Annotated in this window: 20 protein-coding genes; 11 read left to right on the top strand and 9 right to left on the bottom strand. The window is 72.4% G+C overall.

Going from position 1 to position 25,263, the window contains the following annotated elements:
- Positions 1–16 precede the first annotated feature (16 nt).
- The 3 genes from ACFWUY_RS09325 (at position 17) to ACFWUY_RS09315 (ending at position 3,300) form a co-directional block, all read left to right on the top strand.
- Positions 17–730: a peptidyl-tRNA hydrolase gene (locus ACFWUY_RS09325; protein ID WP_384104243.1), complete on the top strand. Its 714-nt coding sequence runs from the start codon at positions 17–19 to the stop codon at positions 728–730.
- Positions 731–812: 82 nt separating this feature from the next.
- Positions 813–2,252: a DUF692 domain-containing protein gene (locus tag ACFWUY_RS09320; protein WP_384104240.1), complete on the top strand. Its 1,440-nt coding sequence runs from the start codon at positions 813–815 to the stop codon at positions 2,250–2,252.
- A 1-nt stretch (position 2,253) separates the two neighbouring features.
- On the top strand, positions 2,254–3,300 hold the full coding sequence (locus tag ACFWUY_RS09315) for a TIGR04222 domain-containing membrane protein (protein ID WP_384104238.1): 1,047 nt from the start codon (positions 2,254–2,256) through the stop codon (positions 3,298–3,300).
- 212 nt (positions 3,301–3,512) lie between these two features.
- On the opposite strand, the gene hemQ is transcribed toward ACFWUY_RS09315, so the two are convergent.
- Both hemQ and hemG read right to left on the bottom strand, forming a co-directional pair.
- Positions 3,513–4,226 carry a hydrogen peroxide-dependent heme synthase gene (gene hemQ, locus ACFWUY_RS09310; protein ID WP_384104235.1) on the bottom strand — a complete coding sequence of 238 codons (714 nt, stop codon included), beginning with the start codon at positions 4,224–4,226 and terminating at the stop codon, positions 3,513–3,515.
- A 17-nt stretch (positions 4,227–4,243) separates the two neighbouring features.
- Positions 4,244–5,731, bottom strand: a complete 1,488-nt coding sequence (hemG, locus tag ACFWUY_RS09305) for a protoporphyrinogen oxidase (protein WP_384104232.1) — start codon at positions 5,729–5,731, stop codon at positions 4,244–4,246.
- 169 nt (positions 5,732–5,900) lie between these two features.
- On the opposite strand from hemG, the gene ACFWUY_RS09300 reads away from it, so the two are divergent.
- The 3 genes from ACFWUY_RS09300 to ACFWUY_RS09290 all read left to right on the top strand — a co-directional run bounded on the left by ACFWUY_RS09300 (position 5,901) and on the right by ACFWUY_RS09290 (position 8,989).
- Positions 5,901–6,920 carry a DUF4349 domain-containing protein gene (locus ACFWUY_RS09300; protein ID WP_384104229.1) on the top strand — a complete coding sequence of 340 codons (1,020 nt, stop codon included), beginning with the start codon at positions 5,901–5,903 and terminating at the stop codon, positions 6,918–6,920.
- Between the two features lie 131 nt (positions 6,921–7,051).
- Positions 7,052–8,425: an FAD-dependent oxidoreductase gene (locus ACFWUY_RS09295; protein ID WP_384104226.1), complete on the top strand. Its 1,374-nt coding sequence runs from the start codon at positions 7,052–7,054 to the stop codon at positions 8,423–8,425.
- A 54-nt stretch (positions 8,426–8,479) separates the two neighbouring features.
- Complete coding sequence (locus ACFWUY_RS09290) at positions 8,480–8,989, top strand: hypothetical protein (RefSeq protein ID WP_384104223.1); 510 nt, start codon at positions 8,480–8,482, stop codon at positions 8,987–8,989.
- 66 nt (positions 8,990–9,055) lie between these two features.
- Here ACFWUY_RS09290 and hemE read toward each other — a convergent pair whose 3' ends face one another.
- The gene (gene hemE, locus ACFWUY_RS09285; protein WP_384104220.1) at positions 9,056–10,132 is read right to left on the bottom strand and encodes a uroporphyrinogen decarboxylase; all 1,077 of its coding nucleotides are present in this window, start codon (positions 10,130–10,132) and stop codon (positions 9,056–9,058) included.
- 91 nt (positions 10,133–10,223) lie between these two features.
- On the opposite strand from hemE, the gene ACFWUY_RS09280 reads away from it, so the two are divergent.
- The 3 genes from ACFWUY_RS09280 (at position 10,224) to ACFWUY_RS09270 (ending at position 13,219) form a co-directional block, all read left to right on the top strand.
- The gene (locus ACFWUY_RS09280) at positions 10,224–10,925 is read left to right on the top strand and encodes a DUF3000 domain-containing protein (protein WP_384104217.1); all 702 of its coding nucleotides are present in this window, start codon (positions 10,224–10,226) and stop codon (positions 10,923–10,925) included.
- Positions 10,926–11,187: 262 nt separating this feature from the next.
- Positions 11,188–11,853: a LuxR C-terminal-related transcriptional regulator gene (locus ACFWUY_RS09275; protein WP_384104214.1), complete on the top strand. Its 666-nt coding sequence runs from the start codon at positions 11,188–11,190 to the stop codon at positions 11,851–11,853.
- Between the two features lie 82 nt (positions 11,854–11,935).
- Positions 11,936–13,219, top strand: coding sequence for an HRDC domain-containing protein (locus ACFWUY_RS09270; RefSeq protein WP_384104211.1), 1,284 nt, complete (start codon positions 11,936–11,938; stop codon positions 13,217–13,219).
- Positions 13,220–13,272: 53 nt separating this feature from the next.
- On the opposite strand, the gene ACFWUY_RS09265 is transcribed toward ACFWUY_RS09270, so the two are convergent.
- Positions 13,273–14,394, bottom strand: a complete 1,122-nt coding sequence (locus ACFWUY_RS09265; RefSeq protein ID WP_384104208.1) for an alpha/beta fold hydrolase — start codon at positions 14,392–14,394, stop codon at positions 13,273–13,275.
- 307 nt (positions 14,395–14,701) lie between these two features.
- Between ACFWUY_RS09265 and ACFWUY_RS09260 the strand changes: the two genes are divergently transcribed.
- Complete coding sequence (locus tag ACFWUY_RS09260) at positions 14,702–15,916, top strand: thiolase family protein (protein WP_384104206.1); 1,215 nt, start codon at positions 14,702–14,704, stop codon at positions 15,914–15,916.
- Positions 15,913–18,051 carry a 3-hydroxyacyl-CoA dehydrogenase NAD-binding domain-containing protein gene (locus tag ACFWUY_RS09255; RefSeq protein WP_384104203.1) on the top strand — a complete coding sequence of 713 codons (2,139 nt, stop codon included), beginning with the start codon at positions 15,913–15,915 and terminating at the stop codon, positions 18,049–18,051. The genes ACFWUY_RS09260 and ACFWUY_RS09255 overlap by 4 nt, the downstream gene beginning before the upstream one ends.
- Before the next feature lie 76 nt (positions 18,052–18,127).
- Here ACFWUY_RS09255 and ACFWUY_RS09250 read toward each other — a convergent pair whose 3' ends face one another.
- The 5 genes from ACFWUY_RS09250 to ACFWUY_RS09230 form a co-directional block, all read right to left on the bottom strand.
- Positions 18,128–19,216, bottom strand: a complete 1,089-nt coding sequence (locus tag ACFWUY_RS09250) for a hypothetical protein (protein ID WP_384104200.1) — start codon at positions 19,214–19,216, stop codon at positions 18,128–18,130.
- Positions 19,217–19,315: 99 nt separating this feature from the next.
- The gene (locus tag ACFWUY_RS09245; protein ID WP_384104479.1) at positions 19,316–20,794 is read right to left on the bottom strand and encodes an amino acid permease; all 1,479 of its coding nucleotides are present in this window, start codon (positions 20,792–20,794) and stop codon (positions 19,316–19,318) included.
- A gap of 159 nt (positions 20,795–20,953) precedes the next feature.
- Positions 20,954–22,873, bottom strand: a complete 1,920-nt coding sequence (gene dxs, locus ACFWUY_RS09240; RefSeq protein WP_384104197.1) for a 1-deoxy-D-xylulose-5-phosphate synthase — start codon at positions 22,871–22,873, stop codon at positions 20,954–20,956.
- Positions 22,874–23,120: 247 nt separating this feature from the next.
- The gene (locus ACFWUY_RS09235; RefSeq protein WP_384104194.1) at positions 23,121–24,455 is read right to left on the bottom strand and encodes a sugar ABC transporter permease; all 1,335 of its coding nucleotides are present in this window, start codon (positions 24,453–24,455) and stop codon (positions 23,121–23,123) included.
- Positions 24,452–25,231 (bottom strand): ATP-binding cassette domain-containing protein, encoded by a 780-nt coding sequence (locus ACFWUY_RS09230; RefSeq protein ID WP_073817512.1) that lies wholly within the window; start codon positions 25,229–25,231, stop codon positions 24,452–24,454. The genes ACFWUY_RS09235 and ACFWUY_RS09230 overlap by 4 nt, the downstream gene beginning before the upstream one ends.
- Positions 25,232–25,263: the final 32 nt, after the last annotated feature.

Below are 25,263 nucleotides of genomic sequence, written 5' to 3'. Positions count from 1 at the left end.
GTGGCAGACTTGCCCGGTGAGCAGCCACGACACCGATCCCCGTGAAACCGACCCTCGCGCCTCCGATCTCCGCGACGAGAAGCCCCAGTTCGTCCTCCCCCTGGTCGTCCGCATCGAGCGGGACGCGCCGCCGGCCCGTACCGACGCCCTGGAGACCGCCGCGCGCGCGGTCCTGGAGATCCTGACCGACGACCGTTCCCTCGGTGAAGGCGAGTGGGCCGAGGCCATGACGGACTGGCAGGACGCCAGGATCCGCAAGGTGGTGCGGCGGGCGCGCGGCGCCGAGTGGCGGCGGGCGGAGGCGCTCCCGGGGATCACCGTCACCGGCGAGGAGGCGGAGGTACGGGTCTTCCCGCCGGTGCCCCTCGACGGCTGGCCCAAGGAGCTGGCCAAGCTCCAGGTCTCGGGCACCGACCTCGACGACCCGGCCGCGCCCGGACCCGTGCCGGACGGGGCGGCGGTGCTGTGGTTCAACCCCGGGCTCGACATGTCGGCGGGCAAGGCGATGGCGCAGGCCGGGCACGGCGCGCAGCTGCTGTGGTGGGCGATGGCGGAGGCCGGTCGCAAGGCCTGGCGGGAGGCGGGATTCCCGCTCGCGGTACGGACGGCGCCGGCCGGGGAGTGGGCCGCCCTGACGGAGAGCGGCCTCCCGGTGGTGCGGGACGCCGGGTTCACCGAGATCGCGCCGGGCTCGTGCACGGTGGTGTCGGCGTTCCCGAACCTCAAATGAAGCTCTGAACGTGCCCCTCCCGGGGTTCGAACGTTCCCGCCGGGGTCATCACGTGGGGGACTGAGGACCGAAGGAGGGGGACATGACGGAACTCGGCATCGGCATCGGCTGGCGTCCCGAGATCGCCGAGGCGGTGGAGGGACTGTCCGGCGTCGACTGGGTGGAGGTCGTCGCGGAGAACATCTGCGCGGACCACCTGCCCGACTCGCTGACCCGGCTGCGCGAGCGCGGCGTCACGGTCGTCCCGCACGGCGTCTCGCTCGGGCTCGGGGGCGCGGACCGGCCCGACCCGGCGCGGCTCGCGGCGCTCGGCGAGAAGGCGGTGGCGCTCGGGGCGCCGCTGGTCACGGAGCACATCGCGTTCGTGCGGGCCGGGGGGCCGCTCACGGCGACCCCGCTGCTCGAAGCGGGCCATCTGCTTCCCGTGCCCCGGACCCGGGACGCCCTCGACGTGCTCTGCGAGAACGTGCGGATCGCGCAGGACGCGCTGCCCGTGCCGCTCGCCCTGGAGAACATCGCGGCCCTGATCTCCTGGCCGGGCGAGGAGCTGTCGGAGGGACGGTTCCTGGCGGAGCTGGTGGAGCGTACGGGGGTACGGCTCCTCATCGACGTCGCCAACCTGCACACCAACCACGTCAACCGGGGCGAGGACCCGGCACTGGCGCTGTCCGAGCTGCCGGTCGACGCCCTCGCGTACGTGCACGTGGCGGGGGGTGTCGAGCGGGACGGGGTCTGGCACGACACGCACGCGCACCCGGTGCCGGGCGCGGTGCTCGACATCCTGGCGGACCTCGCGTCGCGGGTGTCGCCACCGGGGGTGCTCCTCGAACGGGACGACGACTTCCCGCCTGCGGAGGAGCTGGCGGCGGAACTGGAGACGATCGCCAGTGCTGTGGGCATACGTTCCGCAAGGGCGATGGGGGTCCCCCCGGACGAAGTCTGGGGGAGGGTGGGCACAGCCCACCAGCGCGGCGCCCTTTCGCTGGAACCCGCACCCCGACGAGCCGCCGCCGGCCCGGCGCAGCCGTTGCTCATCGGTGCCGGGGCCCGCGTCTCGGGCGGGGTGATGCCGAGCGTCCCCGTCGAGACGCCCCCCGCACCCGAGCCCGCGCTCGCCGCCCGCCAGCGCCTCGGCCTCGCCCAGGCCTCGCTGCTCTCCGCGCTCGTCGCCGGGACGCCCGTCCCCGAGGGGTTCGACAGCCGTCGGCTCGGGGTGCAGAGCCGGGCGCTCGCGGCGAAGCGGGCCGGGGTGGTCGCGAAGGTCGCGCCGGAGCTGCCGGAGATCCTCGGCAGGGACTTCCGGCCGGCGTTCCTCGCGTACGCCAGGACCCGCCCGATGACCGGTGGCTACCGCCGGGACGCGCTCGACTTCGCCGAACACCTGCTGGTGGCCGGGCGGCCGGAGGATCCGGTGGCACGGCGGCAGCTCACGGAGTGGTGGCGGAACCGTTCCGGCAGCCGCCCGCCGGGCCGCGCCACGCGGCTCGTACGGGCCGCCCGTCATGCACTCGTACGGAGATGAGGTGCCTGTGAACGTCCTGGCCACGCTCTACTGTCTGGCCGGTGCCACGGGCATCGCGCTGCTCGTCACCCGGGTCGTCCGGGCCCGCCGGGGACCCGGCGGGCCCGTCCACGACCGGTACGAGGCCGCGTTCCTCAACGGCGGCCCGGCCAGGGTCGTCGACACCGCTCTCGCCGCCCTCCAGGCGGACGGCAGGCTCGCGGTGGGCGGCCCGGGCATCGTGGCCGTCGTCCGTCCCACCGCGTACGACCCGGTGGAGCGCGCCGTGCTCCAGGCGCACGCCGCGGCCCCGCACGGGGCCCTGCACCACCTCAGGCTCGCGGTCATGCGGCACCCGGCGGTCCAGGAGATCGGCGAGGGGCTCGCGGCGCGCGGGCTCGTCGTGCACCCGGCGGTCCGCCGCACCACGGTCCGGTGGTGCGTCGCCGTCGGCCTCACCGCCTTCGTGCTCTTCCCGGTGTCGGCCCTCCTCACCGCCGTGGACTTCGCCACCGACGCGGGGACGTCGGTCCCGTTCATCTTCAAGGTCCTGCCGGTGCTGTTCGCCTGCGTGATCACCGCCTTCGTCTGCGGGTCGCTCTCCGCCCGACAGATCACCCCGGCCGGCCGGGCCGCGGTCTCCGCGTACGGGCGGGCGCACGCCCACCTCGGGGACGCGGGCCTGCTCGTCGCCCTGTACGGGCTGCGGGCCCTGCCCGATCCGGTGCTGCGGGAGCAGCTCGTCGCCGCGGCCAGGTTCTACGGGCCGGTCCGGCGGCCCCGGAGCGGCGGCAGGCGTCCGGTGCGGCACGGGTACGCCGACACGGGCGACGACCTCGCAGCCGCCGCCGTGTGGTGCGCGGGGACGAGCTCGTGCGGAGGGGGCGGAGGAGGCGGCGGCAGCTCGTGCTCCGGCGGCGGATCCTGCTCGTCGGGGTCGTGCTCCGGCGGAGGCTCCAGCTGCGGAGGCGGGGGCGGGGGTGGCGGCAGCTCGTGCTCGAGCTCAAGCTCCAGCTCGTGCTCCAGTTCGAGCTCCAGCGGAAGTTCGTGTTCGAGCTCCAGCAGCTGACCGGCCGCCGAGCGCCCCGGAAGGGCCCCGGAAAGCCTCGGAAAAAGGCCCGGAAATGACGCCGGTGCGGCGCGCGTCACGCGCGCCGCACCCGGAGCCGGACCCGGTGTCGCTGGAACGGCAGGCAATGTTCCCGCCTGCCGTCTGATCTTCCGGGTCGAGGGTGGCGCGCCCGGCCGGGAGCCGGGCCGCCACCAGGTTCGTACGGCCGGTCAGGCCAGGCCCGCCACCAGGTCGGCGACGCTCTTGCGGCGACCGGTGTAGAACGGGACCTCCTCGCGGACGTGCATCCGCGCCTCGGAGGCGCGCAGGTGACGCATGAGGTCCACGATGCGGTGCAGCTCGTCGGCCTCGAAGGCGAGGAGCCACTCGTAGTCGCCGAGCGAGAAGGAGGCGACCGTGTTGGCCCGGACGTCCGGGTAGCCACGGGCCATCTTGCCGTGGTCGGCGAGCATCCGGCGGCGGTCCTCGTCGGGCAGCAGGTACCAGTCGTAGGAGCGCACGAAGGGGTAGACCGAGACGTAGTCGCGGGGGTTCTCGTCGGCCAGGAAGGCCGGGATGTGCGACTTGTTGAACTCGGCGGGGCGGTGCAGCGCCATGTTCGACCAGACCGGCACGAGGGCGCGGCCCAGACGGGTGCGGCGGAAGAGGTTGTACGCCTCCTGGAGCTCGTCGCTCGTCTCGGCGTGCCACCAGATCATGACGTCGGCGTCGGCGCGCAGACCGGACAGGTCGTACGTGCCGCGGACGGTGATGTCCTTGGCCGCGAGCTGGTCGAACAGCTCCTGGACCTCGTCGGCGTAACCGCCGCGGTCCTCGGGCAGGACGTCGCGCAGCTTGAAGACGGACCACAGGGTGTAGCGGATGACCTCGTTGAGGTCCTTCGCCTTCTTACCGGCGTTCGGGATCTTTTCGGGCGCACTCATACGCCTATTCTCGCCCGTCACCGTGAGTGCCCCGTACCGGGGTCGGTCCTTTTCGACGTGGCGATGATCTCGTCCGCGTTCCGGTCCGCGATCTGGCCGGCGATCTCGTCGGCGGCGCGGTGGGCCGAGGCGATGCAGGCGGGGATGCCGACACCGTCGTACGCGGCGCCCGCGAGCCGCAGGCCGGGGAGGGCGGCGACGGCCTCGCGGACCCGGGCGACGCGGTCGAGGTGGCCGACCGGGTACTGCGGCAGGCCGTCGGTCCAGCGGGTGACCGTGGTGGCGACGGGGCGGGCGGCGAGCCCGGTGGCGGCGGCGAGGTCCTTGAGGGAGGCGGCGACGAGGTCGGCGTCCTCGCGGTGGACCTGCTCCTCCTCGCCGTGGCGTCCGACGGAGGTGCGCAGCACGAACAGGTCGGGGGCGCCGTCGGCGACCCACCGCCACTTCTGCGAGGAGAAGGTGGAGGCCTTGATCGTGTGCCCGTCGACGGGCGGCACGAGGAACCCGGAGCCGGCCAGGGCGGGCATGTCGGCGCGGCGGAAGGCGAGGGTGACCAGGGCCATCGAGGCGTACGCGACGGCGTCGAGCCCGGCGGACGCGGCGGACGCGTGCGGGGCGAGGAGCGCGGCGGCGGGCCCGGCGGGGGTGGCGAGGACGACCGCGTCCGCGCCGATGACCCGGTCGCCGCTCACGACCTGCCAGCCGGTGGGTCCCGTGCGGCGCAGTTCCGTCACCGGGGCGTCGGTGAGGATCGTGCCGCCCGCGGCGCGGATCGCGTCGGCGACCGCGCCGGGCAGGGTGCCGACGCCGCCCTCGACGCCGAGGAAGACGGAGCCGCCGAGGCCGGTGGCGGCGCCGGCCGCGTCGGCGGGGACGGCCGCGCCGGCCCGCTGGACGGCGCGGATGGCGGCGGTGAGCGTGGGGTGGCTGCGGGCGGCCTCGAAGAGGGCGGGGACGGCGGCCCGCATCGAGATGCGGTAGGCGTCACCGGCGTACACCCCGCCGAGGAGGGGTTCCACGAGCCGGTCGACGACCTCGTGTCCCATGCGGTCGGCGACGTACGCGCCGATGGCGATGTCCTCGCCGATCTCGGCCGGGGGCAGCTCTCCGTCGAGGCCGATCCGGCGCACGCCCTCCTCGGAGAGGAGGCCCGCGACGGCGTGGCCGTCGCCGGGGACGCCCATGACGTGGCCCTTGGGCATGGGGACGAGCGCGCCCCGGGACCAGACGGACGCGGTGGTGGTGGCGGGGGCCTGGAGCCGGTCGCCGAGACCGACGGCCCTGGCGAGGGCGACGGCCTCGGGCCGGCGGGCGAGCAGCGACTCGGCGCCGAGGTCCACGGGGGCGCCCGCGATCTCCCCGGCGAGGAGCTTGCCGCCGAGCCGGCTCCCCGCTTCGAGGAGGGTCACCCGGTGGCCGGCGACGGCCAGCCGGTGGGCGGCCGCGAGCCCGGCGATACCGCCTCCGGCGACGACGACATGGGGTCCCGTGGTGTCCGCGTTCATGGGACCACCCTCTCAAATCGCCCGCCGCGTCCTGTTCCTGGGCCGCTCCGGCCGGCCCGCTCCCGTTCCGAGGCCCGACCGTGACCGCATCGCTACCGTCGGAGGGCAACCCGTTCCGGAGGTCGTACGTCGAAGAGGCACCACACACGATCACCCTGGGGGGACGACGATGCGGAACGCACGAACGACGGCGAGAACGCGGGCGGCGGCGGCCGCGGCACTGCTGACGGCCGCGCTGCTCGTGACCGGCTGCGGCGCCGGCGGCGCCGACGGCACGGGCGGCGACATGGCTTCGAACGGCAAGCGGGACCTGGGCGCGGCCGGGGCGAAGGGCGGCATGGCCGAGGCCCCGGCCCAGGGCGCCGCCGACGGCTCCTCGGGCTCCGAGCAGGCCGGGAAGCAGCCGAAGGCCCCCGTCCAGCAGCATGTCATCCGTACCGCCTCCCTCTCGGTGGAGGTCGGCGACGTGACGAAGGCCCTGGCCACGGCCCGCCGGGTGACGGCCGACGCGGGCGGGCGGGTCGAGAGCGAGGCGACGGAGCGGATCGACGACACGTACGTCACCTCGCGGGTCGTGCTGCGGGTGCCGCAGGAACGGTACGACACGGTGCTCACCGAGCTCGCGGGAACCGGGAAGCTCCTCGGCCGCAAGGCGGACGCCAAGGACGTCACCGAGCAGGTGGTGGACGTGGAGAGCCGGATCGCCACCCAGCGCGCGAGCGTGGCGCGGGTGCGGGCGCTGATGCAGCGGGCGGAGAAGCTGGCGGACGTGGTGACCCTGGAGGGCGAGCTGAGCCGCCGTCAGGCGGATCTGGAGGCGCTGCTCGCCCAGCAGTCCTCGCTGAAGGACAAGACGTCCCTGGCCACGATCACCCTGGAACTGACGGAGAAGCAGAAGCCGCGGGCCGAGGAGCCCGAGGAGGGCGGCCCCGGCTTCGGGGACGCCCTGAGCGGCGGCTGGAACGCCCTGGTGGCCGCGGTGACCTGGATCGGCCTCGTCCTGGCCGCCCTGGCCCCGTGGCTCGCGGTCGCGCTGATCGCGTTCGCCGTGTGGCACCGCCTGATCCGCCCGCGCCGCGCGGCCCGCCCGCGTACGCCGGGCGACTCCTCCACCCTGCCGGGCGCCAGGCGCAACGCCGCCGGGGCCGCCGTACCTCAGGAGGCGCCCGCCTCTGAAACCGGCGAGTGAGCCGAAGGGGCGCGCCGGGGGAACGGTCCCGAGCGCGCGGAGCCTCCTGAGGGACGAAGGAGGCGAGCACGGTCGGGACCGTTCCCCCGGCTTTGGCGCCCCGGAGGCGAACCGAGCCTGAAAATAAGCACATGAGTGAACGACTGGTGGTCATCGGTGGGGACGCGGCGGGGATGTCCGCCGCGTCGCAGGCGCGCAGGCTCAAGGGGCCCGGGGAGTTGGAGATCGTCGCCTTCGAGCGCGGTCACTTCTCCTCGTACTCGGCCTGTGGCATCCCGTACTGGGTGGGTGGCGACGTCGCCGGCCGCGACGAGCTGATCGCCCGCTCCCCCGAGGAGCACCGGGAGCGCGCGATCGATCTGCGGATGCGGACGGAGGTGACGGAGGTCGACGTGGCCGGGCAGCGGGTCCGTGCGCGGGACCTGGAGGCGGGTACGGAGGCCTGGACGGGCTTCGACAAGCTGGTGATCGCGACGGGGGCCAGGCCGAGGCGTCCGGCGCTGCCGGGGATCGACGCGCCGGGTGTGCACGGCGTGCAGACCCTGGACGACGGGCAGGCGCTCCTCGACTCGCTCGACCGGGCGCCCGGGCGCCGGGCGGTGGTGGTCGGCGCGGGTTACATCGGCGTGGAGATGGCGGAGGCGCTGCTCGGCCGGGGCTACGAGGTGACGGTCCTGCACCGGGGCGAGCAGCCGATGGCGACGCTGGATCCGGACATGGGCCGCCTGGTGCACCGGGCGATGGACGGCCTGGGGATCACGACGGTCGCCTCGGCGGAGGTCACGAAGATCCTGACGGGTGAGGACGGCCGGGTCAGGGCGGTGGCGACGGAGGACGCCGAGTATCTGGCGGACGTGGTGGTCCTCGGCATGGGGGTGGTGCCGGAGACCTCGCTGGCCCGGGCGGCGGGGCTGCCGCTGGGGGCGCACGGCGGGCTGCTCACCGATCTGGCGATGCGGGTCAGGGGGCACGCGAACATCTGGGCGGGCGGCGACTGCGTGGAGGTCCTCGACCTGGTCTCGGGCCGGGACCGGTACGTGCCGCTCGGGACGCACGCGAACAAGCACGGCCAGGTCATCGGCGCGAACGTGGGCGGTGACTACGCGACGTTCCCGGGGGTGGTGGGCACGGCGGTGTCGAAGGTGTGCGACCTGGAGATCGCGCGGACGGGGCTGCGCGAGAAGGACGCCCGCGAGGTGGGGCTGCGGTACGTGACGGTGACGGTGGAGTCGACGAGCCGGGCGGGCTACTACCCGGGGGCCGCGCCGATGACGGTGAAGATGCTGGCGGAGCGGCGCACGGGACGGCTGCTCGGGGTGCAGATCGTGGGCCGGGAGGGCGCGGCGAAGCGGGTGGACATCGCGGCCGTGGCGCTGACGGCGGGGATGACGGTGGAGGCGATGACGGCCCTGGACCTGGGGTACGCGCCGCCGTTCTCGCCGGTGTGGGACCCGGTCCTGATCGCGGCGCGGAAGGCGACGGCGGCCGTTCGGGCGGCGGGATGACCCGAGCGGCAGAGTCACACACCGCGGCGACTTGCGTACACGCAGTCACCCCGCGTGACTCTTCACGCGATCGGACACACGGCGCGTGCGCTCTGCGCCGTCTCCCTCGTCATCGCCCCGCTCGCCCTCGCCGCAGCCCCCGCGCACGCGGTGACCTCCTGCACCGTCAACGGGGTGCCGAGGTCCGGCCCGACCGTGAACGGCACGGCGGGCAGCGACTCCATCGTCTGTCCCTCGGTGGACCCCGGACACTCCGTCAAAGGTCTCGGCGGCGACGACTACATCGTCCTGACCGGCACGACCGCCGGCACCGTCTCCGGCGGTCAGGGCCGTGACTACGTCACCTCGCGGTCGAACGTCCTGGTCACCGGCCTCCTCCAGGGCAACGAGTCGTCGGACTACCTCGTCGTCGACGGCAGGGTGGCCCCCGGCGGCATCGTCCGGGGCAGCACCGGCAACGACTACCGCGGGGTCAACGCGAACGACGGCACCGCCAACGGCGGCGAGGGCTTCGACGCCCGCCAGGTGAACGTCGGCCGTCCGCCGATCACCTGCGAGTACTGACCTCGCTCGCCCCGCACGCGGACGGCTCGCCTCGGCGCGCCGTCCGCGTCCGTCATGAGGCCCTGCTCAGCGGGCCGTCCGCGTGTGCACGTATTCGACGAGGCGGGTCAGCGCGTCCGGGTCCATCGACGGCATGACACCGTGGCCCAGGTTGAAGACGTGGCCCTCCAGGCCCTGCGCGGCGGCCAGGACCTCGTCCGTCTTGGCCTCGACGACCTCGCGCGAGGCGAAGAGCACGGCCGGATCGAGGTTGCCCTGGAGCGCCTTGCCGGGGCCGACGCGGCGGGCGGCCTCGTCGAGCGGGACGCGCCAGTCGACGCCGACGACGTCCGCGCCGGCCTCGCCCATGAGGCCGAGCAGCTCGCCCGTACCCACGCCGAAGTGGATGCGCGGGACGCCGTAGCCGGCGACGGCGTCGAAGACCTTCACGGAGGCCGGCATCACCGAGCGGCGGTAGTCGGCGGGGGCGAGGGCGCCGACCCAGGAGTCGAAGAGCTGGACGGCGGAGGCGCCGGCCTCGATCTGGACCTTGAGGAAGGCCGAGGTGATCTCGGCGAGGCGGTCGAGCAGGTCGGCCCAGAGCTGCGGGTCGCCGTACATCATCGCCTTGGTGCGCTCGTGGCTGCGCGACGGGCCGCCCTCGACGAGGTAGCTCGCGAGGGTGAAGGGCGCGCCCGCGAAGCCGATGAGCGGGGTGTCGCCGAGTTCGCCGGTGAGCATCCCGATGGCCTCGGTGACGTAGTGGACGTCCTCGGGGGTCAGGTCGCGCAGCCGGGCGAGGTCGGCGCGGGTGCGGATCGGGTCGGCGACGACCGGGCCGACGCCGGGCTTGATGTCGAGGTCGAGGCCGATGGCCTTGAGGGGGACGACGATGTCGCTGAAGTAGATGGCGGCGTCGACCTTGTGGCGGCGGACCGGCTGGAGCGTGATCTCGGTGACCAGCTCGGGCCGCATGCACGACTCGAGCATGGGGATGCCCTCGCGGACCTTCAGGTACTCGGGGAGGGAGCGCCCGGCCTGCCGCATGAACCAGACGGGGGTGTGCGGCACCGGCTCGCGCCGGCACGCCTTGAGGAACGCGGAGTCGTAGGTCCGCGACTGCTGCTTCGTCTGCTGGCCCGTGGGGCGATCGTTGGCGCTCACGCCCAGAATCTTCGCATGTGGCGGGAAGCCGCTCGTCCGGGCAGGGTGTCCTTCCCCGCACGAAGGGCCCGTTCCGCCTACTCTTCCCCGCATGGCTGCGGCTCAGGGACATTTTTCCGATCATTCCGACGGCGATCGAGGGACGGACGAAACGGCGGACAGTACGGAGACGAACCCGGTGCCACCGGTGTTCCGGCGGGCGGTGGAGGCCCTGCGTTCGGCGCGGTTGCGGCCGGAGATGGAGATCGACCCGACGAGGCCGCCGCAGCGCCTCGCCCCGTACGCGTACGCGGTGGAGGCGGCCGTCGTGGACGGCGAGGAGGACCTGGCGGACGGGCGTCTCGTGCTGCTGCACGATCCGGCGGGGCACGACGCCTGGAAGGGCACGTTCCGGCTCGTGACGCTCGTCCGGGCGGAGCTGGAGCCGGAGATGGCGGCGGATCCGCTGCTGCCCGAGGTGTGCTGGTCCTGGCTGACCGGGGCCATGGAGGCCCGGGGGCTCGCGTACGGGGAGGCGAGCGGGACGGTCACGATGGCGGGCTCGCACTACTTCGGCGGTCTCGCGGACCGCAGGCCGGCGACGCAGATCGAGATCCGGGCGTCCTGGACTCCGCGCGAGGGCCTGGGCGGGGTGCCGGACACGGGGGCGCACCTGGCGGCCTGGTGCGACCTGCTCTGCCAGATCGCGGGGCTGCCCCCGGCGCCGGCCGACCCGGCGCCGGGAGCGGCGGGGACGGTGTCGGGCGCGGGGGTCGTCTCGTTGCCGCAGCGGCGGGGGCCGCAGCAGGCCTGAGCGGCGCGATCAAGCCACTCTTCCGGAGCGTCCGCACGGAGCTCCGGCAGTCGCTCGTGGGAGTGAAGGAGCGGGGTCCGCTCGTAGGATGATCGATCGCGCGTCCGAATTGCCCTGATTGTTACTCACCAAATCGTGATCTTTCCCTAAAGGCGGACGGCTCAGCTGCCGAAGGAGACAGTGACCCCTTCACAGCACGGGTTCCCCCCGGCTTCTTCCCCGAGCCGGCTCCGTCCCGCATCCTTCCCCCCCAGGAGGCCTGGTGTCCGTTCTCCTCGAGCAGCCCGCAAGCCTGGTCGCCTACCGCCCGAACAAGCCGACGGCCATGGTCGTCGTGGCCGACCCGCGCGTCCGTTCCACCGTGACCCGCCACCTGTGGGCCCTCGGAGTACGTGACGTGATCGAGGCTTCGTCCATCGCGGAGGCACGCCCCCGCGTCGGCAACCCGCGCGACATCTGCGTTGCCGACGTCCACCTGCCCGACGGCAGCGGCCTGACCCTGCTGTCCGAGACCCGCGCCGCGGGCTGGCCCAACGGCCTCGCCCTCTCGGCCGCCGATGACATCGGCGCCGTACGCAACGCCCTGGCGGGCGGCGTGAAGGGCTATGTCGTCACCGGTACCCGGAACAACATCGGCCACCCGGCCCGGCCCGGCGCCGCCCCCATCGGCGCCGCGGCCGCACGGCTCGGCCACCGCCGCCCCCCGGGTGCCCCGAGCCACCCGGGCGGCTACCGCGAGCTCTCCGGCCGTGAGGTCGAGGTGCTCCGGCTCGTCGCGGAGGGCCAGTCCAACAAGGCGATCGGCGTCTCCATGGGCCTCTCGGCCCTCACCGTGAAGAGCCACCTCGCCCGCATCGCCCGCAAGCTGGGCACCGGCGACCGCGCCGGCATGGTCGCGGTGGCCCTGCGGACGGGGATCATCCACTGACAGACCGGCCCAGGACGAGCGAGCGCCTGCCGACGGAACGTTCCGTCGGCAGGCGCTTGCCGTTGACCGATACCCTTGACAGGTGACCGACGCCCAAGAGACCGCAGCAGACACAGCACTGCGCACCACCGGGGGCGGCCCCCCGGACGACGATGTCCCTGCGAATGGGCTTCCGATCCCGTTGCTGGAGCCCCGGGAGGGGGTGCCGCCCGTCGTCGAGACCGAGGACGCCCTCGCCGAGGTGATCGCCGCCTTCGCCGCCGGCAGCGGCCCCGTCGCCGTGGACGCCGAGCGCGCCTCCGGCTACCGCTACGGCCAGCGCGCCTATCTCGTACAGCTCCGCCGCGAGGGCGCGGGCACCGCGCTCATCGACCCGGTGGGCTGCCCCGACCTCTCCGGCCTCGGCGAGGCGCTCGCCGGGACCGAGTGGATCCTGCACGCCGCGACGCAGGACCTCCCGTGCCTGCGCGACATAGGCATGCTGCCGACCTCGCTGTTCGACACCGAGCTCGCCGGGCGGCTCGCGGGCTTCCCCCGGGTCGGCCTCGGCGCGATGGTCGAGTCCGTCCTCGGCTACGCCCTGGAGAAGGGCCACTCCGCGGTGGACTGGTCCACCCGGCCGCTCCCCGAGCCCTGGCTGCGGTACGCGGCCCTGGACGTCGAGCTCCTCGTCGACCTGCGGGACGCCCTGGAGAAGGAGCTCGACCGGCAGGGCAAGCTGGACTGGGCCCACCAGGAGTTCGACGCGATCGCCTCGGCCCCGCCCGCCGCGCCGCGCAAGGACCCGTGGCGCCGGACCTCCGGCATGCACAAGGTGCGCCGCCGCCGTCAGATGGCGGTCGTACGGGAGCTGTGGACGGCCCGTGACAAGGTCGCCCAGCGGCGGGACGTCTCCCCCGGCAAGGTGCTGAGCGACGCGGCGATCGTGGAGGCGGCGCTCGCGGTGCCGGTGAACCTGGCCGCGCTGACGGCACTGCCCGGTTTCGGCCAGCGGATGGGCCGCCGTCAGCTGGAGCAGTGGCAGTCCGCGGTGGACCGGGCGAGGGCCCTGCCGGAGAGTGAGCTGCCCCAGCCCGGCCAGCAGGTGGCCGGACCGCCCCCGCCGCGCGCCTGGGCGGACAAGGACCCGGTCGCGGCGGCCCGCCTGTCGGCGGCGCGCGCGGCGGTCTCGGCGCTCGCGGAGGAGCTGAACCTCCCGCAGGAGAACCTGATCACCCCGGACACCGTGCGCCGGGTCTGCTGGGAGCCGCCGGCCCCGGCCGACGCCGACGGCGTGGCCGAGGCACTGACGGGCCTCGGGGCACGCCCCTGGCAGGTCGGTCTGGTGACCCCGCTGCTCGTGGAGGCGCTGACGGCGACCGCGTGACCCCGTCCGAAGAGCCCCCGGCCGCCCGAGAAGGCGCCGGGGGCTCCGCCGTCCTACGGGGCCGGGCTGAGGTTCCCCTCGGTGTCCATGTCGAAGACGCCCTGGGTCTTGCCGTCGACCTTGAGGTGCTTGAGCCAGTGCTTCGAGAGGTTGTGCACGTTCTTGTGCTGCATCTCCCACACCACCGAATGCCCCGCGCAGGCCAGCTTGACCATCAGCTTGTGCGGGCCCGCGACGGCCTCGTAGAGCGCGGGGACCGAGAAGTTGAGTTCCACGTTCGGGTTGGGCGGTGAGGTGTTCACCTGCCGGTCGTACTCCCCGTAGACGATGAGCACGGGCACGCCGCCGCCGAGCACTCCGCCCTGCGCCGCGGTGGTGCTGTTCCAGCCCCACCGGACGAAGTTCCTGATCCGGTTGAGGCCCTCCGCGGGTCCCCAGGTGCTGCCGACCGGGTCGCTCTTCATCATCGCGTCCCACACGACGTCTTTCATGGCGGGGTCGCGCTGCCCGTCGCAGAGCGCTTCCTCGCCCCAGCTGTCCCAGACTCCGTCCTTCGTGCTGAGGAAGGTCGGGAAGCCCGGCCTCGGCAGCGAGGCCGGTGCGTCCGACGTGCCGAGGGGCGGGAAGATCGGCGCCAGCAGGAAGAGGCTCTCCACCTTCTGGGGGTTCTTGACCGCGTACGGCCCCATGGTGAACGCGGCGGCGGACCATCCGATGAACGCGACCTTCTCCACCTTGCACTCGGCGCGGATGAACTCCACGACGGTGTTCAGTTCGTCCCGGTCGCTGTTCGAGTTGGTCAGCTGGAACGGATAGTTCGGCGGGCCCGGCGTGAATCCCTCCGGCCTCGGTGTCAGCAGGTGCTGGTGGGCGGGGTTGACGTTGCGGGGGTCCTCCATCTTGGGACGCGGCGAGAGTCCGGAGCCCTGGAGGTCCATCATGAAGACGTCGTAGCCGGCCTTCGCCAGCGCCTCCGCCCAGCTGTACGACTGGTGCTGGAGGTCGAAGCCCGCGAGCACCGGGACGCTCCGGCCGTGGAGCATGAGGACCGGGGTGCGCGGACCGGTGAGGGACGTGTCGCGCCGCTCCCGTACGAAGAGCTCGACCGGCAGGTCCTTGTTCGCGGGGACGGTCGAGATGTGCGGGACCTTGTGGTCGGTGGTGACGATCGCCATAGGAGTCCGTTCTGTGCGCAGTTCCGGAGCCTGGTGCCCCGGTCGGGCCAGACTGCGCCCGCCGGTGGGAGCCGGTGCCGCGGCGCGGCCGCCGCCCTGGTCCATCGGGGGGCGGGACCCATCGATCGGACGGGCGTACGCGGGGGGCGCGCGCGGCGGGCCCGGTGGCATCCTCGGGATGTGACCTTCGCCGCTTGCCCCCCAGGGGCTGGGCAGCCCGGTTACTCACAAGTAGCATGGGGGAAGCAAGCGCACGCTTAGGCGTGTGCCGCAGCAGTGCCACCCCGCACCCTGGAGGAGAGCCATCGTGCCTCGTACCGTCAGGGACGTCGTCTTCGTCGACGGCGTCCGCACCCCGTTCGGCAAGGCGGGCCCGAAGGGCATCTACCACGAGACCCGCGCCGACGACCTCGTCGTCAAGGCCATCCGGGAGCTGCTGCGCCGCAACCCGGGCCTCGACCCCGTGAAGATCGACGAGGTCGCCATCGCCGCGACCACGCAGATCGGCGACCAGGGTCTGACCCTCGGCCGCACGGCGGGCATCCTCGCCGGGCTGCCGCAGTCGGTGCCGGGCTACTCCATCGACCGCATGTGCGCCGGTGCCCTCACCGCCGTGACGAGCGTCGCCGGCTCCATCGCGTTCGGCGCGTACGACGCCGTCATCGCCGGTGGCGTCGAGCACATGGGCCGTCACCCCATGGGCGAGGGCGTCGACCCGAACCCGCGGTTCGTCAGCGAGAAGCTGGTCGACGAGTCCGCCCTGTTCATGGGCATGACCGCCGAGAACCTGCACGACCGCTACCCGAGCATCACCAAGCGGCGCGCCGACGAGTACGCCGTGCGCTCGCAGGAGAAGGCCGCCAAGGCGTACGCCGACGGCAAGATCCAGCAGGACCTGGTGCCGATCTCGGTGCGCCGCACCGACGCCTCGACCGGTGAGACCGGCTGGGGCCTGGTCACCGCCGACGAGCCGATGCGTCCGGGCACCACCCTGGAGTCGCTGACCGGCCTGAAGACGCCGTTCCGCGTCCACGGCAACGTGACCGCGGGCAACGCGGCCGGCCTCAACGACGGCGCCACCGCCTCGATCATCGCCTCCGAGGACTTCGCGCGGGAGAACGACCTCCCCGTCAAGATGCGCCTCGTCTCGTACGCCTTCGCCGGCGTCGAGCCCGAGGTCATGGGCTACGGCCCGATCCCGGCGACCGAGAAGGCCCTCGCGCAGGCCGGTCTGTCCATCGAGGACATCGGTCTCTTCGAGATCAACGAGGCCTTCGCGGTTCAGGTCCTCGCCTTCCTGGAGCACTACGGCATCGCCGACGACGACGCCCGCGTCAACCAGTACGGCGGCGCCATCGCCTACGGTCACCCGCTCGCCTCCTCCGGCGTCCGTCTGATGACGCAGCTGGCCCGCCAGTTCGAGGAGAACCCGCAGGTCCGTTACGGCCTCAACACCATGTGCGTCGGCTTCGGCATGGGCGCCACGGTCATCTGGGAAAACCCCCACTGGGAGGGCAAGTGAGCACCACCGCCGAGCTTCTGAAGGGCGCCGCCGAGCTCTTCCCGGACGAGGTCGTCACCAGCGCCCACGTACGGCACTTCGAACTGCCCGCCGCAGCGGGCCGGTTCGCGCTGATCACGCTGGACAACGGCTTCGACCACACCAAGCCGACCACCTTCGGCCCGCAGTCCCTCGCCAACCTGAACACGGCGATCGACCAGGTCGAGGCCGAGGCCGCGAACGGCGAGATCGTCGGCGTCGGCATCACCGGCAAGCCGTTCATCTTCGCCGTCGGCGCCGACCTCAAGGGCGTCGAGCTGCTGAAGAAGCACGACGAGGCGCTCGCCATCGGCAAGGGCGGCCACGACGTCTTCAAGCGTCTGTCCGCGCTCGCCGTGCCGACCTTCGCGTACTACAACGGCGCGGCCATGGGCGGCGGCGTCGAGGTCGGTCTGCACTGCACCTACCGCACCGTGTCGAAGGCCCTGCCGGCCTTCTCGCTGCCCGAGGTCTTCCTCGGCCTGGTGCCCGGCTGGGGCGGCTGCGCCATCCTGCCGAACCTGATCGGCGCGGAGAAGGCCGTCTCGGTCATCATCGAGAACTCGCTGAACCAGAACCGCCAGCTCAAGGGCAAGCAGGTCTTCGAGCTCGGCATCGCCGACGCCCTGTTCGAGGGCGCGGACTTCCTGGAGCAGTCGCTGATCTGGACGGCCTCCGTCCTGAACGGCTCCGTCACCGTCGAGCGCCCCGAGATCGACCGCGGCGAGGGCTGGGACCAGGCCGTCGCCAAGGGCCGTGCCGTCGCCGACTCCAAGGTGCACGGCGCCGCCCCGGCCGCCTACCGCGCCCTCGACATCATCGAGGCCGCCAAGGACGGCGACCTGCAGAAGGGCTTCGACGCCGAGGACCAGGCCCTCGCGGACCTGATCATGGGCGGCGAGCTGCGCTCCGGCATCTACGCCTTCAACCTGGTGCAGAAGCGCGGCAAGCGCCCCGCCGGCGCCCCGGACAAGTCGCTGGCCCGCCCGGTCACCAAGGTCGGTGTCGTCGGCGCCGGTCTGATGGCCTCCCAGCTGGCCCTGCTCTTCCTGCGCCGCCTGGAGGTGCCGGTCGTCCTGACCGACATCGACCAGGAGCGCGTCGACAAGGGTGTGGGCTACGTCCACGCCGAGATCGAGAAGCTGCTCGGCAAGGGCCGGATCAACCAGGACAAGGCCAACCGCCTCAAGGGCCTGGTCTCCGGTGTCCTGGACAAGGCCGAGGGCTTCGCGGACGCGGACTTCATCATCGAGGCCGTGTTCGAGGAGATGTCCGTCAAGCAGAAGGTGTTCGCGGAGGTCGAGGCGGTCGCCCCGGCGCACGCGATCCTCGCCACCAACACCTCCTCGCTGTCGGTCTCCGAGATGGCCTCCAAGCTCCAGCACCCGGAGCGCGTGGTCGGCTTCCACTTCTTCAACCCGGTCGCGATCCTCCCCCTCCTGGAGATCGTCCGCGGCGAGCAGACGGACGACGCCTCGCTCGCCACCGCGTTCGGTGTCGCGAAGAAGCTGAAGAAGACCGCGGTCCTCACCAAGGACGCCCCGGCGTTCGTCGTGAACCGCATCCTGACCCGCTTCATGGGCGAGATCCAGAACGTCATCGACGAGGGCACCCCCGTCGAGACGGCCGAGAAGGCCATCGAGCCGCTCGGTCTGCCGATGTCCCCGCTGGTGCTCCTGGAGCTCGTCGGCCCGGCGATCGGCCTGCACGTCTCCGAGACCCTGAACCGCTCCTTCCCGGACCGCTTCACCGTCTCGCCGAACCTCAAGCGGGTGGTCGAGGCCGGCAAGCGCGGCTTCTACGTCTACAAGCCGGAGAACGGCTTCAAGCCGGAGCTCGACCCCGAGGTCGCCGCGCTCCTCCAGCAGGGCGACTCCGTCCTGACCGAGCAGCAGGTCCGCGACCGCGTCCTGGACGCGGTGGCGCAGGAGATCGGCCTCATGCTGGAGGAGGGTGTCGTCGCCGAGGCGCAGGACATCGACCTCTGCCTGATCACCGGCGCCGGCTGGCCCTTCCACCTGGGCGGCATCACGCCGTACCTGGACCGCGAGGGTGTCTCCGAGCGCGTCAACGGCAAGCGTTTCCTGGCGCAGGGCGTGGCGAGCGTCCCCGCGTAACCACTCGGTACGCACGCGTACGGCCCCGGCACCTTCTCCAGGTGCCGGGGCCGTTCCCGTAGCGGCAGGGGGCCGGTCACCCCATGGAGCGCCAGCCCTCCAGCAGGAGACCGTCCGCCGCCGTCTTCTGACGGGTGGTGAGCAGCGAGCTCCCGTCGGCCAGGGCCATCACGACGAGACGCCCGTCGAGTCCCCGCGTGAGGACGGTGGCGAGGTCGCCGTGGGCGTCCCCGGTCTCCGCCCACCGGATGCCCTCGGCCTCCTTCTCCTGCTCGCTCGGGAAGGCGGCGAGGGCGAGCCGGCCGTCGGCGGACCGCTGGGCGAGGACCGTGCAGTCGAAGCCGTCGATGAGGCAGCGGGTGACGGCGAGCCGCCCGGTGCCGACCGCGTCGCCGAGGGGCGTGGGATCGAGGGAGCGCTCCGGCGACCAGGCGCAGGCCCGGCCCTCCTCGTCGAGATAGAAGAGGGTGACGTGTCCGGAGGGGCCGGTGGTGGCCGCCAGGGTGCCCATGGTGACCGAGGCGGGGACCAGCTCCTCGCGGAGCGGCTTGGCGCCGGGCTCGCGCTGTACGTAGCGGACGAGGCCCTTGGCGTGCGAGCTGTACAGCTCGACGAGGCCCGAACCGTTGGTGACGGCGACCGGTGAGGGGTCGGTCCTGGAGCCGAGGAGGTCCCACCAGGGGTGCCAGCCTCCGGCGTCCTTCTGGGCCCGTACGCTCACCCCGCCGCCGCCGTTGCGCATGAAGACGTACACGCGGCCCTGGGCGTCCACCGCGACGGCGGGGTTGCCGGTCCACGGCCCCTTGCCGTTGGAGTGCCCGATCGGGCGCCAGGCCACCGCCGGACGGCCCGTCTGGAACTGGACGCTGTGCACCAGCTCGACGTGCTCCTCCTCCCCCGCGACCGGCCGCAGGGCGACGAGGTGGACGTAGCGGTCGGGGCCCTGGCCGACCGCGAGGAAGGGCGTCAGACCGTCGCCGCCGAGCGAGACGGGCCCGTCCCAGCGACCGTCGGGCTCCTCGGTCCAGCGCACCACCTCTCCGTCCCTGGGCAGATAGGCGCTGAACCGGCCCTCCACCCCTCTGGTCAGCCAGCCGCCCTGGAGTACGGGGGCGGTGGTGGAGCCGTGGGAACGGGCAGTGGGGGCCTGGGATCGATTCGCCATGGGGGGATCCAGCGCTCCGGTCGTCGGAAGGAGTTCGGGTACGAACCGACTGTAGCCGCCCTTCCCGGGGGTCCCTTCCGCGGCCGCCGTCCCGCCCGCTCAGTAGCGGGCGTCCGGCCCCTCACGCCCGAGCCGGCTGTGACCGCGCCCGTACAGGAAGTACACGACGATGCCGATCGCCATCCAGACGGCGAACCGGAACCAGGTCTCGCCGGGCAGGTTGAGCATCAGCCAGAGCGAGGCCGCGATGGAGATGATCGGCAGCGCGGGCACCCAGGGGGTGCGGAAGGCACGCGGCAGGTCGGGGCGGGTGCGTCGGAGCACGATGACGCCGAACGCGACGAGCACGAAGGCGAAGAGGGTGCCGATGTTCACCAGGGTCGCGAGCTCGTTGATGCTGGTGAAGCCGGCGACGATGGCGATGACCACACCGAGCAGGATCGTGGGCCGGTACGGGGTCTTGAAGCGCGGGTGCGTGACGGAGAAGAAGCGCGGCAGCAGGCCGTCGCGGCTCATCGCGAAGAACACCCGGGTCTGGCCGAGGAGCAGGATCAGACACACCGTGGTGAGGCCGACGGCGGCGCCGAAGCTGATCACGCCCGCGTAGAAGGGGTGTCCGGCGGCTTTGAAGGCGTCGGCGAGCGGGGCGCTCACGGACAGCTCCGTGTAGTGCTGCATGCCGGTGACGACCAGGGCGACGGCCACGTAGAGCACGGTGCAGATGAAGAGCGAGCCCAGGATGCCCCGGGGCATGTCCCGCTGCGGCAGCTTGGTCTCCTCGGCGGCGGTGGCGACCACGTCGAAGCCGATGAAGGCGAAGAAGACGACCGAGGCGGCGGTGAAGATGCCCATCACGCCGAAGTTGGTGGGCTCGTAGCCGAAGAGCAGCTGGACGAGCGGGGAGTCCCAGTTGGAGCCGCCGCCCTCGGGGGTGACGGCCGGCGGGATGAAGGGCTTGTAGTTGTCACCGACGATGAAGAACAGGCCCGCGATGATCACGATCATGACGACGGTCACCTTGATCGCCACGACGACCGCGGTGATCCGCGCGGAGAGCTTCATGCCGAGGACGAGGACCACGGTCAGGACCAGGACGAGCAGGAAGGCCAGGATGTCGAACGTGCCGCCTGCGACGTCCGGTCCTTCCATCCAGACGGGTAGGTGCCAGCCGGCGTTGTCCATGAGGGAGCGGACGTAGCCCGACCAGCCGACGGCGACCACCGCCGTACCGAGCGCGAACTCCAGGACGAGGTCCCAGCCGATGATCCAGGCCGGCAGCTCGCCGATCGAGGCGTACGCGAAGGTGTACGCCGATCCGGCCACCGGCACCGTCGAGGCGAACTCGGCGTAGCAGAGGGCGGCGAGGGCGCAGACGATGCCCGCCGCGACGAACGCGAGGGCGGTGGCCGGGCCCGCGTTCTCCTTGGCGACCTTTCCGGTCAGGACGAAGATGCCGGTGCCGATGATGACACCGACTCCGAACACCGTCAGATCCCAGGCGGACAGGGATTTCCGGAGCGCGTGCTCCGGTTCCTCCGTGTCGCGGATCGACTGTTCGATCGACTTGGTCCGGAACATTCCGGAGTTGGCCCGTGGCTGCTGGTCCGTACTCACCTTCGTACCTCCCTGCCCGATAGGGCTGCCCGCCCTGTGGTCAGAATGCACGCGAAAGGGCCGGTCGGCACTCCGAAGAGTGATCCGACCGGCCCAAGGGTGACGCCGGGTGACGGGGAACCGTCAGTCGCGGGCGGGCTCCACGGCGTGCGCGTCGCTCTCGAACCGTCCGTCGAGGCGTGAGACCAGACCGGTGACCTGGCGGGCGATGTCCGGGGCGGTCAGCCCGATCTCGGCCATGACCTCGGCGCGCGAGGCGTGGTCGAGGAAGCGCGGCGGGATGCCGAAGTCGCGCAGCGGTACGTCCACGCCGGCGTCGCGCAGCGCCTGCGCGACGGCCGAGCCGACACCGCCGACGCGGCTGTTGTCCTCGACGGTGACGACGACCCGGTGGCGTTCGGCCAACGGGGCGAGGGCCTCGTCGACCGGCTTGACCCAGCGGGGGTCGACGACGGTCGTGGAGATGCCCTGCTTGTCGAGGAGGTTCGCGATCTCCAGGCACATGGGCGCGAGGGCGCCCACGGAGACCAGGAGGACGTCGGGCCGGTCCGCGCCGGCCTCGCGGAGGACGTCCATGCCGCCGACCCTGCGCAGGGCGGGGACGGCCGGGCCGACCGCGCCCTTGGAGAAGCGGACCACGGTCGGCGCGTCGGTCACCTCGACGGCCTCGCGCAGCTGGGCGCGGACCTGGTCGGCGTCGCGCGGGGCGGCGAGCCGCAGGCCGGGGACGACCTGGAGGATGGACATGTCCCACATGCCGTTGTGGGAGGCGCCGTCGGTGCCGGTGACGCCGGCCCGGTCCAGGACGAACGTGACGCCGCACTTGTGCAGGGCCACGTCCATCAGGACCTGGTCGAAGGCGCGGTTGAGGAAGGTCGCGTAGACCGCGAAGACCGGGTGGAGACCGCCGGTGGCGAGGCCGGCGGCGGAGACCGCGGCGTGCTGCTCGGCGATCCCGACGTCGAAGACCCGCTCGGGGAAGGCCTTGGCGAACTTGTCGAGGCCGACGGGCTGGAGCATGGCCGCGGTGATGGCGACGATGTCCTCGCGCTCCTTGCCGAGCGCGACCATCTCCTCGGCGAAGACGCCGGTCCAGTCGGCGCCGGAGGAGGCGATGGGCAGCCCGGTGTCGGGGTGGATCTTGCCGACGGCGTGGAAGCGGTCGGCCTCGTCCTGGAGGGCGGGCTGGTAGCCGCGGCCCTTCTCGGTGAGGCAGTGGACGATCACGGGGCCGCCGAAGCGCTTGGCGCGCGTCAGGGCGGACTCCAGGGCCTCGATGTCGTGGCCGTCGATGGGGCCGACGTACTTGAGGCCGAGGTCCTCGAACATGCCCTGCGGGGCGATGAAGTCCTTGAGGCCCTTCTTGGCGCCGTGCAGGGTCTCGTAGAGCGGCTTCCCGACGACGGGGGTGCGCTCCAGGATGTCCTTGCCGCGGGCGAGGAAGCGCTCGTAGCCGTCGGTGGTGCGCAGGGTCGCCAGGTGGTTGGCGAGGCCGCCGATGGTCGGCGCGTAGGAGCGCTCGTTGTCGTTGACGACGATGACGAGCGGGCGGTCCTTGGCGGCGGCGATGTTGTTCAGCGCCTCCCAGGCCATGCCGCCGGTGAGCGCCCCGTCGCCGATGACGGCGACGACGTGGTCGTCCTTCCGCAGGACCTCGTTGGCCTTGGCGAGGCCGTCGGCCCAGCCGAGGACCGTGGAGGCGTGCGAGTTCTCGATGACGTCGTGCTCGGACTCGGCCTGGCAGGGGTAGCCGGAGAGGCCGCCCTTCATCTTGAGCCTGGAGAAGTCCTGGCGGCCGGTGAGCAGCTTGTGGACGTAGCTCTGGTGGCCGGTGTCCCAGAGGACCTTGTCCTTCGGGGAGTCGAACACGCGGTGCAGGGCGATGGTCAGCTCGACCACGCCGAGGTTGGGCCCGAGGTGCCCGCCGGTCTTGGAGACGGCGTCCACGAGGAACGTCCTGATCTCGTCGGCCAGCTGGTCCAGCTGTTCCGGGGAGAGCCGGTCCAGATCTCGCGGTCCCCTGATACGGGTCAGCAGAGCCACCCGTTCCTCCTTGCGTTTGAGCTGGTCGAGCTTGCCGATTTGTCGAGTCTAATGTTCCGCCCCGGATCGTGGGCATCGGGCCGGGCAGTGAGGCGTCACCCTCACGGCCTACCTGCCGCTGATCTGTACGGGCCTGTGCGTGCCGGTTCACTGCTCCGGACGCAGCAGTGCCCGGCGCCGGTTTCGCGGCGCCGGGCAGGTGTGGCGAGCGTTACGCGCGCGGGGCGGAGCCCCGGGGGGTGTCCCCCTAGGCGCGTCCGGCCGTCTTCTGCGTCTTGCGGGAGACCGAGTCGATGATCACCGCGATGAGCAGGACCGCTCCGGTGATCATGTACTGGATCGCGTTCGAGGACAGGTTCATCTGGTTGAGGCCCTGGACGATCGACTGGATGACCAGGATGCCGAGGAGCGCCGACCAGACCTTGCCGCGTCCGCCGAACAGGGACGTACCGCCGATGACCGCGGCGGCGATGCACATCATCAGCTGGTTGCCGCCGCCGAGGGAGCGGTCGGCGCCGCCGGTCGCGGAGGCGAGGAACAGGCCGCCGATCGCGCCCATGGTGCCGGAGATCATGAAGACCGAGATCCGGATCCACGCGACGTTGATGCCGGCGCGGCGGGCGGCCTCGATGCCGCCGCCGACGGCGAAGACCTGACGGCCGTAGGTGGTGCGGCGCAGCACGAAGTCGGTGACGAGGAGGATCACCAGGAAGATCACGAGCGAGAGGGGCAGGCCCTGCTCCTGGTTGAAGCCGTAGGCGGCGACGAGGACCAGGACCGCGAGGACGGCGGTGCGCAGGATCATCTCGCTCTGCGGGCGGTGCGGCAGCTCGGCGGCCTTGCGGCGGCGGGAGTCGCGCAGCTGGGCGAGGTAGAAGGCGGCGACGACGGCCACGGCGAGGCCGTAGGCGGCGGCGACGTCGGAGAAGTAGTACTTGGTGAGGTCGCCGACGAAGCTGCCGATCGGCGTCGGGATGGTGGACTTGTCGCCCATCACCCAGGTCTGGAGGCCGGCCCAGCCGAGGAAGCCGGCCAGGGTGACGACGAAGGCGGGCACGCCGATCTTGGCGAAGACCAGACCGTGGAAGGCGCCGAGCAGGGTGCCGGACAGGATGCCGAGGAGGATCGCGAGGCCGTCCGGCATGTCCGTGCCGAGGACGCCCCAGACCGCGCCGGCCAGACCGGCCACGGAGCCTACGGCGAGGTCGATCTCGCCGAGCAGCAGCACGAAGACGATGCCCACGGCCATGATGCCGGGGCCGACCGCGTACAGCGTGATCTGGTCGAGGTTGTACGAGGTGATGAAGTTGCCGGTGAGGGCCTGGAAGACGATGCCGATGACGACGAGGCCGACCACGACGGGCAGCGAACCGATCTCGCCGGAGCGGATCTTGCGCTTGAACTCGTCGACGTAGCCCTTGAAGCCCTGCTCGCGCACGAGGAGGCGGGGGTCGACGGCGGGGATCGCGGCGGCGGCCGGGGTCTCGGTCGCCGGGGTCTCTGTCGCCGGGGCCTGCTCGTCCGGGGTACGGGGCTCGGGCACCGCGGCTTCCTCGCTCGCGGCGGGAGGGGTGTTGCTCACTTCGCTACCTCCGCGTTGCGGGCCTGGCGGCGGGTCACGGCGTTGTCCGTGGCACCGGTGATCGCGGCGATGATCTCTTCGTGCGTGGTGGTGGCCACCGGGAAGGTGCCGTTGTTGCGGCCGAGGCGCAGTACCGCGACGGTGTCGGCGACGGCCTTCACGTCGGCCATGTTGTGGCTGATGAGGATGACGCCGAGGCCCTGCTCGCGCAGGCGCTCGACGAGGTCGAGGACCTGGGCGGTCTGCTCGACGCCGAGGGCGGCGGTCGGCTCGTCCAGGATCACGATCTTGGGGTTGCCGACCAGGGCGCGCGCGATGGCGACGACCTGCCGCTGGCCGCCGGAGAGGGCGGCGACGGGGATGCGGACGCTGGGGATGCGGATGGAGAGCGTGGAGAGGAGGTCCTTGGCCCGCTTCTCCATGGCGACCTCGTCGAGGACGCTGCCCTTCTTGATCTCGCGGCCGAGGAACAGGTTGGCGACGACGTCGAGGTTGTCGCAGAGCGCGAGGTCCTGGTAGACGGTCGCGACACCGAGGTTCTGGGAGTCCTGCGGGCGCTGGATCTCGACGCGCTCGCCCTCCCACTCGATGACGCCCTCGTCGATGGGGTGCACACCGGCGATCGTCTTGACGAGCGTGGACTTGCCCGCTCCGTTGTCGCCGACGAGCGCGACGACCTCTCCTGCGTGGACTTCGAGATCGACACCGGAGAGGACCTGGACCGCTCCGAACCGCTTGAAGATCCCGCGCAACGCCAGCACGGGCGTCTGGGACACGTGAACCAACTCCTTCGCCGCCCGCGGGCGGC

Origin of the sequence: Streptomyces sp. NPDC058664 (assembly GCF_042716635.1) — a bacterium.
GTDB lineage: Bacteria > Actinomycetota > Actinomycetes > Streptomycetales > Streptomycetaceae > Streptomyces.
Note: the sequence above shows the minus strand (reverse complement) of the source record. Positions and strands in the feature narration are given on the sequence as shown.